The 15,831-nt window shown below is 61.6% G+C and carries 13 protein-coding genes and 1 pseudogene; 4 read left to right on the plus strand and 10 right to left on the minus strand.

Annotated elements, in window-relative coordinates; all coding sequences use genetic code 11:
- Positions 1 to 38: 38 nt before the first annotated feature.
- Positions 39 to 1,169, minus strand: coding sequence for a thiolase family protein (locus tag ACZZZP_RS09100; RefSeq protein WP_463382480.1), 1,131 nt, complete (start codon positions 1,167 to 1,169; stop codon positions 39 to 41).
- 23 nt (positions 1,170 to 1,192) lie between these two features.
- Positions 1,193 to 1,729 carry a PaaI family thioesterase gene (locus ACZZZP_RS09105; protein ID WP_463382481.1) on the minus strand — a complete coding sequence of 179 codons (537 nt, stop codon included), beginning with the start codon at positions 1,727 to 1,729 and terminating at the stop codon, positions 1,193 to 1,195.
- Between the two features lie 246 nt (positions 1,730 to 1,975).
- On the opposite strand from ACZZZP_RS09105, the gene ACZZZP_RS09110 reads away from it, so the two are divergent.
- The 4 genes and pseudogenes from ACZZZP_RS09110 to ACZZZP_RS09125 all read left to right on the plus strand — a co-directional run bounded on the left by ACZZZP_RS09110 (position 1,976) and on the right by ACZZZP_RS09125 (position 5,695).
- Positions 1,976 to 2,311, plus strand: a complete 336-nt coding sequence (locus ACZZZP_RS09110) for an FAD-dependent oxidoreductase (protein ID WP_463536451.1) — start codon at positions 1,976 to 1,978, stop codon at positions 2,309 to 2,311.
- Between the two features lie 34 nt (positions 2,312 to 2,345).
- A pseudogene (locus tag ACZZZP_RS09115) lies at positions 2,346 to 3,376 on the plus strand (FAD-dependent oxidoreductase).
- A gap of 95 nt (positions 3,377 to 3,471) precedes the next feature.
- Positions 3,472 to 4,536, plus strand: coding sequence for an AI-2E family transporter (locus ACZZZP_RS09120; RefSeq protein ID WP_122498015.1), 1,065 nt, complete (start codon positions 3,472 to 3,474; stop codon positions 4,534 to 4,536).
- A gap of 271 nt (positions 4,537 to 4,807) precedes the next feature.
- A complete protein-coding gene (locus ACZZZP_RS09125) occupies positions 4,808 to 5,695 on the plus strand; it encodes a glycosyltransferase family 2 protein (protein WP_463536452.1) in 888 nt (295 codons plus the stop codon).
- A gap of 73 nt (positions 5,696 to 5,768) precedes the next feature.
- On the opposite strand, the gene nuoN is transcribed toward ACZZZP_RS09125, so the two are convergent.
- The 8 genes from nuoN to nuoG all read right to left on the minus strand — a co-directional run bounded on the left by nuoN (position 5,769) and on the right by nuoG (position 15,819).
- On the minus strand, positions 5,769 to 7,238 hold the full coding sequence (gene nuoN, locus ACZZZP_RS09130) for an NADH-quinone oxidoreductase subunit NuoN (protein ID WP_122498019.1): 1,470 nt from the start codon (positions 7,236 to 7,238) through the stop codon (positions 5,769 to 5,771).
- A gap of 21 nt (positions 7,239 to 7,259) precedes the next feature.
- Positions 7,260 to 8,789, minus strand: a complete 1,530-nt coding sequence (gene nuoM, locus ACZZZP_RS09135; RefSeq protein ID WP_122498021.1) for an NADH-quinone oxidoreductase subunit M — start codon at positions 8,787 to 8,789, stop codon at positions 7,260 to 7,262.
- 15 nt (positions 8,790 to 8,804) lie between these two features.
- Positions 8,805 to 10,655, minus strand: a complete 1,851-nt coding sequence (gene nuoL / locus ACZZZP_RS09140; RefSeq protein WP_463382484.1) for an NADH-quinone oxidoreductase subunit L — start codon at positions 10,653 to 10,655, stop codon at positions 8,805 to 8,807.
- Positions 10,652 to 10,960, minus strand: a complete 309-nt coding sequence (gene nuoK / locus ACZZZP_RS09145; RefSeq protein WP_122453234.1) for an NADH-quinone oxidoreductase subunit NuoK — start codon at positions 10,958 to 10,960, stop codon at positions 10,652 to 10,654. The genes nuoL and nuoK overlap by 4 nt, the downstream gene beginning before the upstream one ends.
- Positions 10,960 to 11,466 carry an NADH-quinone oxidoreductase subunit J gene (gene nuoJ, locus ACZZZP_RS09150; RefSeq protein WP_122498025.1) on the minus strand — a complete coding sequence of 169 codons (507 nt, stop codon included), beginning with the start codon at positions 11,464 to 11,466 and terminating at the stop codon, positions 10,960 to 10,962. Before nuoJ ends, nuoK begins: the two co-directional genes overlap by 1 nt.
- A 70-nt stretch (positions 11,467 to 11,536) precedes the next feature.
- The gene (nuoI, locus tag ACZZZP_RS09155; protein WP_122498027.1) at positions 11,537 to 12,085 is read right to left on the minus strand and encodes an NADH-quinone oxidoreductase subunit NuoI; all 549 of its coding nucleotides are present in this window, start codon (positions 12,083 to 12,085) and stop codon (positions 11,537 to 11,539) included.
- A gap of 12 nt (positions 12,086 to 12,097) precedes the next feature.
- Positions 12,098 to 13,105, minus strand: coding sequence for an NADH-quinone oxidoreductase subunit NuoH (gene nuoH / locus ACZZZP_RS09160; protein ID WP_122498029.1), 1,008 nt, complete (start codon positions 13,103 to 13,105; stop codon positions 12,098 to 12,100).
- Entirely contained in the window at positions 13,102 to 15,819 is a 2,718-nt protein-coding gene (nuoG, locus tag ACZZZP_RS09165) for an NADH-quinone oxidoreductase subunit NuoG (RefSeq protein WP_463536453.1), read from the minus strand. Before nuoG ends, nuoH begins: the two co-directional genes overlap by 4 nt.
- Positions 15,820 to 15,831: the final 12 nt, after the last annotated feature.

Consider the following 15,831-nt stretch of genomic DNA (forward strand, 5'->3'; position numbering starts at 1 on the left):
ATGCCGGCCGTCATTCTAAACCAGCCGGCACCTGAACGTCAGACCGCTTCCAGCAACGTCGCCACGCCCTGGCCGCCGGCGATGCACTGGGTGGCAATGGCGAAACGCCCGCCCGTGCGTTTGAGCAGCGAGGCCGCTTTGCCGGTGATACGCGCACCGGTGGCGCCGAGCGGGTGACCCATGGCCAGCGCGCCGCCGTCGAGGTTGACCTTGGCCATGTCCAGGCCCAACTCGCGTACGCAGGCAATGGATTGGCTGGAGAAGGCTTCGTTGATTTCCACCAGGTCGATGTCGTTGATGCTCAGCCCTTCACGTTGCAGCAGCTTGCGCGTGGCGTGAAGCGGACCCATGCCCATGATTTCCGGCGCGCAGCCGGCCACGGCCACGGCGCGTACGCGGGCCAGCACATCAAGGTTCCAGCGTTTGGCAAAGGTTTCCGTGCAGACGAACACCGCTGCGGCGCCGTCGGTTAATGGCGAGGCGGTGCCGGCGGTGACGCTGCCGCCGAACGCCGGTTTGAGCGTGGCCAGTGCGTCGGCATTAGTGCCGGGGCGAATGCAGCCGTCTTCGCTGACCAGCCCTTCAGGCGTGGCGATGGGCACGATTTCGTCGGTGAAGTAACCGAGTTCGCGAGCCTTGGCGGCTTTGGCGTGGGAGTCGACTGCCATCAGCTCTTGCTCTTCGCGGCTGATGCTGTACAGGTTGGCGACGTTCTCGGCCGTCTGGCCCATCGACATATACGCCTGGGGGAAACTCTCAAGCAGTTTCGGGTTGGGCGAAATATTGAAGCCGCCCATGGGCACGCGGGTCATCGATTCCACGCCCGCGCAAATAAACGCCTCGCCGGCGCCGAGCAGAATTTGCCCAGCGGCGAAGTGCACGCCGGTCATGGACGAGCCGCAGAAGCGGTTGACGGTGGCGCCGCCCAAGGTGTCGGGCAGGCCAGCGAGAAAACTGGTGATGCGCGCGATGTTCATGCCTTGCTCGGCTTCGGGGTAGGCGCAGCCCATGATCAGGTCTTCGATTTCCCGTGGGTCGATGTCGAGGCGGCCAACCAGTTCTTTCACCACTTGGGCGGCGAGGTCATCGGGGCGCACATTGATCAGGCCGCCTTTACGCGCGAAGTGAAACGGCGAGCGGGCGTAGCCGGCGATTACGATGTTTTCCATGGTGCTTCTCCTGCGACGCGGCCTTAGCCGTGCATGTTCATGATCAAACAGGTGGTGGAGCCGGTGGCGTAGAGCTTGTCGTCTACGTCGTACAGGCGGCCTTCGGCGAGCGCGGTGGAGCGGCCGACGTGGATGATTCGCCCTTCAGCGCGAATCGGGCCGACAGCGGTGGTGACGGCGCGCACGTAGCTGATGCGTAAATCCGTGGTGGTGTAGCCCTGACCTTTGCTGAGCATGGTGTGAATCGCGCAGCCCATGGCCGAATCGAGCATGGTGGCGATGTAGCCGCCGTGCACGCTGCCCAGCGGGTTGTAGTGCATAAGCGAGGGATGGCCCTGGAAGATGAAATGGCCGCTGGACCATTCCATCGGCACCATCGCCATGGGCTCGTTAATGGGCGGCGAGGGCAGTTGGCCGCTGCCGATGCCATCGAAAAATTCCTGCGGGCTCATGCCGGCCACTTGCTTCAATGTCATGGTGTCGGGTGCCGCCAAACGCGCACGCAAATCGTCGGCAGCTGCCAGCCAAGCCTGGATTTTTTCCTCGCGGGACATGCTCATAAAGACCTCTCAAGCGTTAACGAACTAAAAGTATCAAGCCGCACTGGCATCACGCTTACAGCCTAAATTACACTCGTCATGTAAAACAATATGAAGGCCGTAATATAAGTGCCAAGCTCAGTGGCATAAACGCCATGCCCAGATTACAAAACCTGTAGGAGCGGCTTCAGCCGCGATGCTTTTCCGTCCACCAACGAATCAATTGCAGTCTTTACTGCTAAGAAATTTCCCAACCGGAGAACCAGCATGAGCAACTACGACGTAGTGGTAATTGGCGGCGGCCCAGGCGGCTACAACGCGGCGATTCGTGCCGGCCAGTTGGGCTTGAAAGTCGCCTGCGTGGAGGGGCGAGACACCCTGGGCGGCACCTGCCTGAATGTCGGCTGCATGCCATCGAAAGCGCTGCTGCACGCGTCCGAGTTATACGAGGCGGCCGTGGGCCCGGAATTCGCCAAGCTGGGCATTGAGGTGAAACCCACGCTCAACCTCGCGCAAATGATGAAGCAGAAAGACGAAAGCGTGACCACGCTGACCAAAGGCATCGAGTTCCTTTTTTCGCAAGAACAAAGCCGAATGGATTAAAGGCTGGGGCCGCATCGATGGGCCGGGCAGGGTGGTGGTCAAAGCCGCCGATGGCAGCGAGCAGGTGCTGACCGCCAAAGACATCGTCATCGCCACCGGCTCCGAGCCCACGCCGCTGCCAGGCGTGACCATTGATAACCAACGCATCCTCGATTCCACCGGCGCGCTGTCGTTGCCGGAAGTGCCCAAGCACCTGGTGATTGTCGGCGCCGGGGTAATTGGCTTGGAACTCGGCTCGGTGTGGCGCCGGCTCGGCAGCGAGGTCACGGTGGTCGAATACCTCGACCGCATCTGCCCGGGGCTGGATCAGGAAACCGGCAAAACCTTCCAGCGTTCCCTGGCCAAACAAGGCTTTTCATTCAAGCTCGGCAGCAAAGTCAGCAGCGCCACCGCCACGGCCACCGGTGTGACCGTGGAAATCGAACCGGCGGCTGGCGGCGAAAAACAAACCCTGGAAGCCGACTATGTGCTGGTCGCCATCGGCCGCCGCCCGTTCACCCAAGGCCTGGGCCTGGAAACCGTGGGTATCACGCCAGACAAACGCGGCATGTTGGAAAACCAGAAACACCGCTCGGGCGTGCCAGGCATCTGGATAATTGGCGACGTGACCTCCGGCCCGATGCTGGCGCACAAGGCCGAAGACGAGGCGATTGCCTGCATCGAACAAATCGTCGGCAAAGCCGGTGAGGTCAACTACGCGCTGATTCCAAACGTGATCTACACCAAGCCGGAAGTGGCGACGGTGGGCAAAACCGAGGAGCAGCTCAAGGCAGAAGGCCGTGCCTACAAGGTCGGCAAGCTTCATTCGCCGGCAACAGCCGGGCGAAAATCAACCATGAGAGCGAAGGTTTTGTGAAAGTGCTGGCCGATGAGCGCAGCGACGAAATTCTCGGCGTGCATCTCATTGGACCCAGCGTCAGCGAGCTGATCGGCGAGTATTGCGTGGCCATGGAATTCGCCGCTTCGGCTGAAGATATCGCCCTGACCTGCCACCCGCACCCGACACGTTCCGAGGCGCTGCGCCAAGCGGCCATGAACGTCGATGGTTGGGCCATGCAGGCTTGAACAAGGCACCTCAAGCGCAGCACTGATAAAACCTGCACTTGCCAGGCTGCTCGCGGACTAATGGCACATCAGCCTTTTACAAACCGCGAGCAGCCATGGCCGACCCCGCAATTGAAAACAAACTCTTCCTCGTCCTGCTGACCGCAGTAACGCTCGCCTTCGGCTGGATTTTGCTGCCGTACTACGGCGCCGTTTTCTGGGCAGTAATCCTGGCCATTTTGTTTAACCCGCTGCAGCGCCACCTCGCCCGTCGCCACCAAGGCTCACGCAACCTGACCGCCTTGGCCACGTTGCTGGTGTGCCTGTGCATCGCCATTTTGCCCGTGGTGTTCACCACCGCCTTGCTGGTGCAGGAAGCCGGCGAACTCTACAAACGTATCGAAAGCGGCGAGCTGGACATCGGCGCCTACATTTTCGAAATCAAACGTCACCTGCCCACCTACGTGCAGGGGCAGATGGACCGTTTCGGCATGGGCAGCCTCAACGGCCTCAAAGACAAAGCCATCAGCGGCGCCATGCAAGGCAGCCAAGCCGTCGCCAGCCAGGCGTTCACCCTGGGACAGAACACCTTCGAGTTTCTGATCAGCTTCGCGATCATGCTGTATTTGCTGTTCTTCTTTCTGCGCGACGGCCAGGAACTGGTGCGGCGTATCCGTAGCGCCATTCCGCTGAATGACGGGCAAAAGCGCCGGCTGCAATTGCGCTTCACCCGCGTGGTGCGCGCCACAGTGAAAGGCAACGTGCTGGTGGCGGTGACGCAGGGCGCGCTGGGCGGTCTGGCGTTCTGGTTTCTGGGCATTACCAGCCCGCTGCTATGGGCGGTGCTGATGGCGTTTTTGTCGCTGCTGCCGGCAGTGGGTGGCGGCATTGTCTGGGTGCCGGTGGCGGTTTACTTCCTCGCCACGGGCGCCATCTGGCAGGGCGTGGCGCTCAGCGTCTGGGGCGTGTTGGTGATCGGTATGGTCGACAACGTGCTGCGCCCGATTCTGGTTGGCCGCGACACCCGCATGCCGGACTACATGATTCTGCTATCGACCCTCGGTGGGCTCACGATCTTTGGCTTGAACGGTTTTGTGATCGGCCCGTTGATTGCGGCGCTATTCCTTTCTTGCTGGGGCATTTTCACCAGCGGCAATCAGAAAGTGCGCCTGCCTTCTTAAAAGCGACTAAAAGGCGCGCTGTCTTTAGGTAACTGCCCACTGGATGCAGCTGTCGGTCCTGCATTAACCGCTGCGGCTTGTCGAGAAGCTTGCGACCCTTTTTTGGAGGAGGGTCGCCATGACGTTAACCCTTTCAAAAGCGTTGGGCGGCCCGATTCCTCGGGCCGCGTTGCGTTCTTTCTTGCCACTGTTGCGAAGCCGCTTCGCAGTGGGGCAACTCACCTCTTTTCCTGTTGCAGCTGCGCAGAGAACCCCAGTTCCGGCGCCTGAGTTGCTTATCAGCGTGATCGTGCCCACCTACAACTACGCCCTCGTGCTGCCCAGAGCGCTGGATTCGGTGATAAGCCAATGGGGCGACGATATTGAGTTGCTTGTTATCGACGACGGCTCCGACGACCACACGCCGGACGTATTGCAGCGCTACACCCGCCGATTTGCTGGCTGTTTTCAGATAATCCGCCAAGACAATGCCGGAGCCGCAGCGGCGCGAAACCGCGGGGTGCGGGCGGCGCGCGGTGCCTATGTGCTGATGCTGGATGCCGATGATGAGTTGCTACCAGACGCCTTCAAAACCTTGCGCGAGGCGTTGCGCGCGGCGCCCTCGGCGGCCATGGTGCTGGGCGCTCAGGTTTCGGTGTATGCCGATGGCAGCCAACGCGTGAGGCTGCCCACACCCGTGACGGGCACGCCAGTGCAGCGGTGCCGCCGCTATCTGCTGCAAAAGCGAATTTCCATTTCCCATAGCCGCTGCCTATTCCGCCGCGATCTGCTGCTGCAACGCCCTTACCCGGAAACACTGCGCAGCGGCGAAGATGTGGCGGTGTTTGCCTATGTATTGGTGAGTGGCTCCGCCGTGACGACGACCCACCCTTTGGCTCGGGTTTATAAACACCGCGATAGCCTGCGCCACAGCCGAGCGGACGAAGAGTCGGTGGCCCAAGGCATGCTCCATGAAGTGTTTGCACAACTGCCGGACGAGTGCCAGCGCTTGCGCCAGCGTTATGCGGCTCAACGTTATCTGTCGCTGTTTCGAGCGGCGCTTGTAGTCGGTGATGGCTGTTCGGCGCGCCGCTTTTATCGGCAGGCCGTGACCCTGTCGTGTTGGCAAGCGCTGCGACCCGGCTACCTCAGTAAATTGCTGCGCATGGGATGGCGCTGACGCGGGCTGCGGCTCTGATTCTCGCCCCATAAAAAAGCCCGGCATGAGCCGGGCTTTTTTATGGGCGCTGCGCTTACGGCGTCAGCACCATGGTGGAGTGTTGCACCAGTTCCAGCAGCGGTTGTGGGTACACGCCGAGCACGAAGGCCAGCAGCGCCACGGCCAGCAGCATGATGCCGCCGGTACGCTGACCCCAGTTGAACGGTGCATCGTGCCGATGCAGGTTCGGTTCCACCAGGAACAAGGTGACCATCACGCGCAGGTAGTAGAAAACGCCGATCGCGCTGCCCAGCACCAAGGCGCCCAGCAGCCACCATTGTTGGGTTTGCACGCCAACCATAACCACCACGAACTTACCGATAAAGCCGGAGGTCAGCGGAATACCCGCCAGCGACAGCATCATCACGGTGAGCACGGCGGTCAGGTACGGACGGCGCCAGAACAGGCCGCGGTATTCGTACAGCGCGTCGGCATCGCGGCCGCTAAACGGGGTGGACATCAGTGTCACCACGCCAAACGCGCCGAGGCTGGTCAGCACGTAGGTGGCCAGGTACACGCCAACTGCTTCCACGGCCAAGCCTTTGCCGGCGATGACCGCGATCATCAGGTAGCCGAAGTGGGCGATGGAGGAATAACCCAGCAGACGCTTAAGGTTGTTCTGCAGCAGGGCGAGCAGGTTGCCGACCAGAATCGAAGCCACGGCGATCACCGACAGCACGGTGGTCAGCAGCCCTTCGTTGGCGGCCGGGGAGAGCAGGAACAAGCGAACCATCACCACGAACACGGCCACTTTACTGGCGGTAGCCAGGAACGCGGCCACGGGTGCGGGCGCGCCTTCGTAAACGTCGGGCGTCCATAGGTGGAACGGCACCAGCGACAGCTTGAACGCCAGGCCAACCAGCATCATGCCCATGCCCAACTGCGCCATGGCGCTTTGCGCGCCAGTGGCGGCCAGCTTGGCGCCGATACCGGCGAAGCTCAGGGTGCCGGCGTCGGCATACAGCAGGGCCATACCGAACAACAGGAACGCCGAACCGGCGGCCGAAAGCACCATGTATTTGATGCCGGCTTCCAGCGAGCGCTTGTTGAAGAACGCGTACGCGACCATGCCGTAGACCGGCACCGACAGCAGTTCCAGACCGATGAACAAACCGGCCAGGTGCTGGGCGCAGACCAGCACGATGCCACCGGCGGCGGCCAGCAGAATCAGCAGGTACAACTCGTCACGGTTGCCGGGGAAGCCGACCTTGTCATCGCCCATGTAGGCGTGAACCAGGGTCACGCAAGCGAGGGTCGAGACCAGAATCAGGCCGATGTAGAAGTTGGCGAAGTTGTCGACCAGCAGCAGGCTGGTGACCGCCAGCGGTGTGGCTTTGACGGCGGGAATGATCGACAGCAAGGCCAGGTTCAAACCCAGACCCGACAAGATGAAGGTCTGGCTGTGGTTGCGTCGCCAGGCGATGGCCAGCATCACCACCACGATGGTGGCGCAAACCACCAGCAGCGGGAGCAGGGCGAGCAGGTGTTGAGTCGTGAATTCCATAACGCGGCTTTCCATTACAGGCTACCGGCCCGATGCGAGTTGAGTGGAAGCGGTACCCAGCCAGTGTTGGATGCCCTGCATAGTGGCCGACGAGGTGTCCAGAATCGGCTGCGGGTAGACCCCAAGCAGAATCAGCAACACCGCCAGGCCCAGCACCATGAACATCTCACGGGCGTTCATGCCTCGCAGTACATCGTCAGACTTGGTCGGACCAAAGTAGGCACGGTGAATCATGATCAGCGAGTACACCGAGCCAAACACCAGGCCGGTTGCCGCCACGATGGTGAACCACGGGAAGGCTTTGAACGCGCCGACCAGAATCAGGAATTCGCCGACAAAGTTACCGGTGCCCGGCAAGCCCAGAGCCGCTGCAGCGAAGAACAGGCTGATGGCCGGCAGGTACGGCAGGCGTCCCCAGATACCGCCCATTTCGCGCATGTCGCGAGTGTGCAGGCGCTCATACAACTGGCCGCTGAGAATAAACAGCGCCGAGGCCGACAGACCGTGGGCAATCATTTGCACCACCGCGCCTTGCAAGGCGATCTGGCTGCCGGAGTAGATGGCAATCAGCACAAAGCCCATGTGCGACACGCTGGAGTAGGCGATCAGGCGCTTGATGTCGGTTTGAGCAAACGACAGCAGGGCACCGTAGATGATCGCAAACACGCCAAGGTACATGGCGATGTGAGCGAATTCGGCCGACGCATTAGGGAACAGCGGCAGGGCGAAACGCAGCAAACCATAGGCCGCGGTTTTCAACAGGATACCGGCCAGGTCGACCGAGCCTGCGGTTGGCGCTTGCGCGTGGGCGTCCGGCAGCCAGGAGTGGAAAGGCACCACCGGAAACTTCACTGCGAAGGCAATGAAGAAGCCGAGCATCAGCACGTATTCGGTGCCCTCCGACAGCTTGGTCTTCAGCAGGTCGGCGTAGTTGAAGGTGATCACGCCCGTGGCGTTGTAGTTGACGAACACCAGCCCAAGAATCGCCACCAACATGATCAGGCCGCTGGCCTGGGTGTAGATGAAGAACTTGGTGGCCGCATTGATGCGGGTGTTGCCTTTGCTGCCGCTGTGACCCCAGAGCGCGATGAGGAAGTACATCGGCACCAGCATCATTTCCCAGAAGAAGAAAAACAGGAACAGGTCGATGGCGAGGAACACGCCTACCACACCGCCGAGAATCCACAGCAGGTTGAGGTGAAAGAAGCCGACGCGGTTCTGGATTTCATTCCAGGAACAGAGCACGGACAGCACACCGAGCAAGCCGGTGAGCACGATCATCAGCACGGACAAACCGTCCATGGCCAAGTGAATGGTGATGCCGAAGCGCTCGATCCATTGCACCTTGAACTCGTGGGCCCAAACCGGCTCCGCACCTGGCGCGGGCGCCAGGCTGAAGTTACCGGTGGTCCACAGCCAGAGGCTCAGGCCGAACAGCAGCACCATGCTGAGCAGGGCGATCCAGCGCGGCAGGGTGTTGCCGAACCGTTCGGCCTGCCAGCACAGCAGGCCGCCGATAAAGGGAATCAGGATTAGCCAAGGCAGAATCATGACGGGCTGTTTTCCTTAATTCAAAATCAGAAGAAGGGCGAGCAGCAGCACGGCACCGCCGGCCACCGAGGCCGAGTACCAGCGCAGGTTGCCGGTTTCCGTACGGCTCATCAGGCTGTTACCCAGGCGTACCAAGCGCGGAACCACACCGATGCTGCTGTTGATGGGGTCGTTGCCCAGCAGGCGGGTGATCAGCAGGTACGGCTGCACGAACAGCTTGTCGTAGATCCAGTCGAAGCCCCACGCGGCGAACCACCAGGCCGAGAGCAATTTGCCCGGGCCGCTGTTGGCCACTGCGGTGGCGAAACGGCGCTTGCCGAGGAACAGCACGGCAGCCAGGGCGATACCGGCGATGGCGATCAGGCCCGACGACAGCTCCAGGCTGTGTTTGGCTTCGCCACCGGCGTGGCCGAAGCTTTGCGGCAGCACACCAGCCAGCGGCGGGCTGATGAGCGCGCCGATAAAGGTCGACAGCACGATCAGCACCGACAGCGGCAACCAGTGGCTGATGCCGTGACCGGCATGGGCCTCGGTTTTCGCCTCGCCGTGGAAGGCGATAAAGATCAGGCGGAAGGTGTACAGCGAGGTCATGAACGCACCGACCAGACCGGCGTACAGCAAACCGGTGTGGCCGCTGGCGAACGCTTCCCAAAGAATTTCATCCTTGGAGTAGAAGCCGGCGGTCACGAAGGGCAGGGCAGCCAGTGCGGCGCCGCCGACGATAAAGCTTGCGTAGGCCAACGGCAGCTTCTTCCACAGGCCGCCCATCTTGAAGATGTTCTGCTCGTGGTGGCAGGCGACGATCACCGAACCGGAGGCGAGGAACAGCAGGGCCTTGAAGAAGGCGTGGGTCATCAGGTGGAAAATCGCTGCGTCCCAGGCGCCAACGCCCAGGGCCAGGAACATGTAGCCGATCTGGCTCATGGTCGAGTAAGCGAGGATGCGCTTGATGTCGGTTTGTACCAGTGCCGCGAAGCCGGCGAGTACCAGCGTCACGCCGCCGACGATGCCAACCAGCTCCAGCACTTCCGGCGCCAGCAGGAACAGGCCATGGGTGCGGGCAATCAGGTACACGCCAGCGGTCACCATGGTGGCCGCGTGAATCAGCGCGGAAACCGGAGTAGGGCCGGCCATTGCATCGGCGAGCCAGGTTTGCAGCGGCAACTGAGCCGATTTACCTACCGCGCCACCCAGCAGCATCAGGGTTGCCCACCACATCCAGGTATCCCCGGCCTGCAGTTTTTGCGGCGCCAGAACCAGCAGCTCTTGGATGTTCAACGTGCCCAGGTGCTGGAACAGCAGGAACAGGCCGATGGCCATGAACACGTCGCCGATACGGGTGACGATAAAGGCCTTGAGTGCGGCGTTACCGTTGTTGCGGTTGCTGTAGTAGAAGCCGATCAGCAGGTAACTGCACAGGCCCACGCCTTCCCAACCGAAGTACAGGAACAGCAAGTTATCGCCCAGAACCAGGAACAACATGCTGGTGATAAACAGGTTGGTGTACGAGAAGAAGCGCGAGTAACCGGCTTCACCGCGCATGTACCACGAGGCGAACAGGTGAATCAGAAAGCCTACGCCGGTGACGACGCCCAGCATGGTCAGCGACAGGCCGTCCAGGTACAGGGTGAAGCTCGGGGCGAAGCCGTCTACCGACATCCATTGCCACAGCACCTGGCTGTACACGCCGCCTTCTGGCGGGTTGACGTTGAATTGGTAGATCAGAAAGGCGGTGGTCAGGGCCGACAGGCCAACGGAGCCCACGCCGATCAGCGCCGAGACGTTTTCCGACCATTTGCCGCGCGAGAACGACAGCAGCAGCCAGCCGATAAGGGGGAAGGTAAATGTCAGGAATAAAAGGTTCATCCGCGCATCTCGCTGGCAGCGTCGATATCGAGGGTGTGGAAGCGGCGGTAGAGCTGCAACAACACGGCCAGGCCGATGCTGGCTTCGGCGGCAGCCAAGGTCAGCACCAGAATGAACATCACTTGCCCGTCAGGCTGTGCCCAGCGGCTGCCGGCCACGATAAAGGCCAAACCGGCGGCGTTCATCATGATTTCCAGGCTCATCAGCACGAACAGAATGTTGCGGCGCACCATCAGGCCTACCAGGCCGAGACAGAACAGCACACCCGCTACGGCGAGGCCGTGTTCCAGGGGGATCGAATTCATCATTGGATTTCCTTCGCCTCTTGACGGCCGAGGTGGAACGCGGCGACTACCGCTGCCAACAGCAGCATGGAGGCCAGCTCAACAACCAGCAGGTACGGGCCAAACAGGCTGATGCCCACGGCTTTGGCGTCAACGGTGGTCAGGCCGATGGCGCCGGCGCTCGGGTTGCCGAACAGCACGTAGAGCAATTCAGCCAGCAGCAACAACGCCAGCAGCGCCGGGCCGAACCAGATGCCGGGCTTGAGCCAGACACGCTCCTGATCGGCGGCAACAGGGCCGAGGTTGAGCATCATCACCACGAACACGAACAGCACCATGATGGCGCCGGCATACACGATGATTTCCAGCGCACCGGCAAACGGCGCGCCGAGGCTGAAAAAGGTCATCGATACGGCCAGCAACGAAATGATCAGGTAGAGCAGGGCGTGAACCGGGTTGGTGTTGGTGATCACTCGAAGAGTGGACACCACCGCCACGCCGGACGCGAAGTAGAAAGCGAATTCCATAGTCAGATTCCCACGACGGATACAGGCAGCCAACGGCCGGTCGCCAAATTCAGAGTCAGTTGAGCGCGCATTACGGCAGCAACCCCTTGACGTTGATCGGCTCGGCTTCGTTTTGCGCCGCGCCCTTCGGCTTGCCAGCAATGGCCATACCGGCCACGCGGTAGAAGTTGTAGTCCGGGTTTTTACCGGGGCCGGAAATCAGCAGGTCTTCTTTCTCGTACACCAGATCCTGACGCTTGAACTCAGCCATTTCGAAATCCGGCGTGAGCTGGATCGCGGTGGTCGGGCAGGCTTCTTCGCACAGGCCGCAAAAGATGCAGCGCGAGAAGTTGATGCGGAAGAATTCCGGGTACCAGCGACCGTCGTCGGTCTCGGCTTTCTGCAGGGCAATACAGCCCACCGGGCAAGCCACGGCGCACAGGTTGCACGCTACGCAGCGCTCTTCACCATCGGGGTCGCGGGTCAGCACGATGCGGCCGCGGTAGCGCGGCGGCAAGTACACGGGCTCTTCGGGGTACTGCAAGGTGTCGCGTTTGCGGAAGGCATGGGAGAACACCATCACCAGGCTGCGAAGCTGGGTATAGGTGCCATGCACAACGTGGAGCACATACTTAAGCATGGTCATTCTCCGTTACTGAGCCACGCCGGCCGGGGTGTTGAGCAACACCACGGCAGCGGTCACCAGCAAATTGATCAGGGTCAGCGGCAGGCAGAACTTCCAGCTGAAGTCCATCACCTGGTCATAGCGCGGGCGCGGAATCGAGGCGCGCAGCAAGATGAACAGCATGATGAAGAAGCCGGTTTTGAGCGCGAACCAGAGGAATGACAGCGACGGCAGAATGTCGAACGGACCGTGCCAACCGCCGAAGAACAGCGTGACCAGCAGGGCCGAGATCAGCACGATGCCGATGTACTCACCGACAAAGAACATGCCCCATTTCATGCCGGCATATTCGATGTGGTAACCGTCGGCCAGCTCTTGCTCGGCTTCCGGTTGGTCGAAGGGGTGACGGTGGGTAACAGCCACGCCCGCGATAAAGAACGTACAGAAGCCGAAGAACTGCGGAATGATGAACCACAGGTTTTGCGCCTGGTATTCAACGATGTCGCGCATGTTGAACGAGCCCACCTGCGCCACGATGCCCATCAGCGACAGGCCCATGAACACTTCGTACGACACGGTTTGTGCCGAGGCACGCAGGCTGCCGAGCAGGGCAAACTTGTTGTTACTCGACCAACCGGCAAACAGCACCGCGTACACCGACAAACCGGCCATGGCGAAGAAGAACAGCAGGCCGATGTTCAGGTCTGCCACGCCCCAGGTCGGGGTGATCGGGATGACCGCGAAGGCAATCAGCAAGCAGCTCATGGCCACCACCGGCGCCAAGGTGAAAATCACCTTGTCGGCGAACGGCGGCGTCCAGTCTTCCTTAAAGAACATTTTGATCATGTCGGCGGCGATCTGGAACGCACCGAACGGACCCACACGGTTCGGACCGTAACGGTCTTGCCACAGGGCCAGCAGGCGACGTTCCACCCAGCTCAGCAACGCGCCGCACACCACCACGGCGAGCAGCACGACGATGGCTTTGAGCACGGCGATGATCACGTCGATCACTTCAGGCGTGAACCAACTCATTGCGCGGCCTCCTGCAGCGAATCAGCGGTTTTGCCAGCAATCGCGGCGGGGATGCCTGCCAAACCAACCGGCAACGCAACGATGCCCGCACTCAGCTCTTCGCTGACGCGCAGCGGCAGACGCAAGGTCTGGCCAGCTACGTTGAGGCTGACCAGCGCGCCTTCGTTCACGCCCAAGCGGGCAGCTTCCGAAGCGGCAACGGCAACGTAGGCCTCAGGAATGCGCTGCTGAACCGGCGCGGCGCGCGAGGAGTTCTCTTCGCTGCCGAACAGGTGATGAACCGGCACAACCTGCCAGGTGCCTGGCGCCGGGTTGAATGCGCCCGGTGCAGTGGCAAACCAGCTGAGGCCATCGCCTTTGCTTTCGATCAGGCGCGTGCCTGGGTCGCCAGCACGCAGGTGACCGCCGACTTCGTCCTGGAATTTGTTCCAGGCTTGCGGCGAGTTCCAGCCCGGCGACCAGGCGAACGGCACTTGCTGACGCGGTTCGGCGGAGCCCGAGTAGCCTTCCATGGAGAAGGCGAAGGCCGTGTCTTTGTCTTGCGAGGCGCGCGGTTCGTGCACGCTGATATTGGCGCGCATCGATGTGCGACCGCTGTAACGCAGCGGCTCACGGGCCATTTTCAGGCCTTTGATGCGGAACGAGGCGCCCGGCGCGGCGTCGACGATACCGGCCAGCAGGGGCGTGCTGGCAGCGGTGGCGGCGGTCACTTGGTCGAGCTGCGTCCAATCCACGTTCTGGCCGAGCAGGGTGCTGCGCAAGGCGTGCAACCAGCGCCAGCCTTCGTGAACCAGAATGCTTGGGTCGTAATAGGTCGGATCAAACACTTGGAAGAAGCGCTGGGCGCGGCCTTCCTGGCTGACCAGCGTACCGTCGCCTTCGGCGAAGCTCGCCGCTGGCAACACCAGATGGGCGCGGGCCGTGGTGTCGGTTTGCTGGTGATCGGCAACGATGACGACTTTGGCGGCGCTCAGTGCGGCGTCGACCAGCGCTTTGTCGGCGCGGGTGTACAGATCGTTTTCCAGCACCACGATGGCGTCGGCTTTGCCGTCGACCACAGCTTGCAGCGCGGCGTCGGCAGAGTCGCCGCCGAGCATGGCCAGGCCCAGGCTGTTGGCTTCGCTGACCACCAGGCTCAGAGAGCCGTTTTTCTCGCGCAGCTTGAGGGCCTTGGCGATGTTGGCGGCGGCTTCGATCAAGGCTTTGTTGCCCAGCGAGGTGCCGGCAATTACCAGCGGACGTTTGGCTGCCAGCAGGCTGTCGGCGATGCGCTGGGCCAGTTCCAGGGCTTCGGCGTCCAGACCGGCAACGGCCGGAGCGCTGGCGTCGATGGCGTGAGCGACTGCAAAGCCGATGCGCGCCAGGTCATCCGGTGCGGCGTGCACGCATTCTTCGGCCACGTCGTCGAGCTTGGTGGCGTCGAGGCTGGCAATAAACAGCGGGTTCAGCGCGTGCTGGCCGATGTTCTGCACAGCGGCATTGAGCCACGGTTGAATCTTCATGGCTTCGGCCATGTCTTCGGCCTTGCCTTTCACCGACTGGCGCAAGGCGAGGGCGAGGCGGGCGGCGGTTTGCGTCAGGTCTTCACCGAGCACGAATACAGCGTCGTGGTCTTCGATGTCGCGCAGGGTCGGAATCGGCAACGGGCTGTTTTGCAGCACGTTCAACACCAGGCGCAGGTTGTCCAGTTCTACAGCGCCGATGCCGGAGTAGAAGTGCTCGGCACCGACCAGTTCGCGCAGGGCGAAGTTGCTTTCCAGGCTGGCGCGCGGCGAGCCGATGCCGACGATGTTGCGACCGCGCAGCAAGTCGGCGGCGTTGTCCAGCGCTGCGTCCACGCTCAGCTTCTGATTGCTGGCGGCCAGCAGCGGCTGACGCGGACGGTCGGTGCGGTTGACGTAGCCATAGCCAAAGCGACCACGGTCGCAGAGGAAGTACTGGTTCACCGAGCCGTTGTAGCGGTTTTCGATGCGACGGATTTCGCCGTAGCGCTCGCCGGGGCTGATGTTGCAGCCGCTTGAGCAACCGTGGCAGATGCTCGGCGAGAACTGCATGTCCCACTTGCGGTTGTAGCGCTCGGAGTGGGTTTTGTCGGTGAACACACCGGTGGGGCAGACTTCGGTGAGGTTGCCGGAAAACTCGCTTTCCAGAACGCCGTCTTCAACGCGACCGAAGTACACGTTGTCGTGGGCGCCGAATACGCCGAGGTCCGTACCGCCGGCATAGTCCTTGTAGAAACGTACGCAGCGGTAGCAGGCGATGCAGCGGTTCATTTCGTGCGCAATGAACGGGCCGAGTTCCTGGTTCTGGTGGGTACGCTTGGTGAAGCGATAACGGCGCTCGTTGTGGCCGGTCATCACGGTCATGTCTTGCAGGTGGCAGTGGCCGCCTTCCTCGCACACGGGGCAGTCGTGCGGGTGGTTGGTCATCAGCCATTCAACGACGCTGGCGCGGAAGGCCTTGGACTCTGCGTCGTCGATGGAAATCCAGGTGTTGTCGGTGGCGGGGGTCATGCAGGACATGACGATGCGACCACGGGTGTCGTTTTCGTCGGTGTACTGCTTCACCGCGCACTGGCGGCAGGCGCCGACGCTACCGAGCGCCGGGTGCCAGCAGAAGTACGGAATGTCGAGCCCGAGGGACAGACAGGCCTGTAACAGGTTGTCTGCTCCATCGACTTCGAGCGCTTTGCCGTCTACGTGGATAGTGGCCATAGTTCAAGTTTC

This window comes from Pseudomonas sp. AC211, assembly GCF_979258055.1.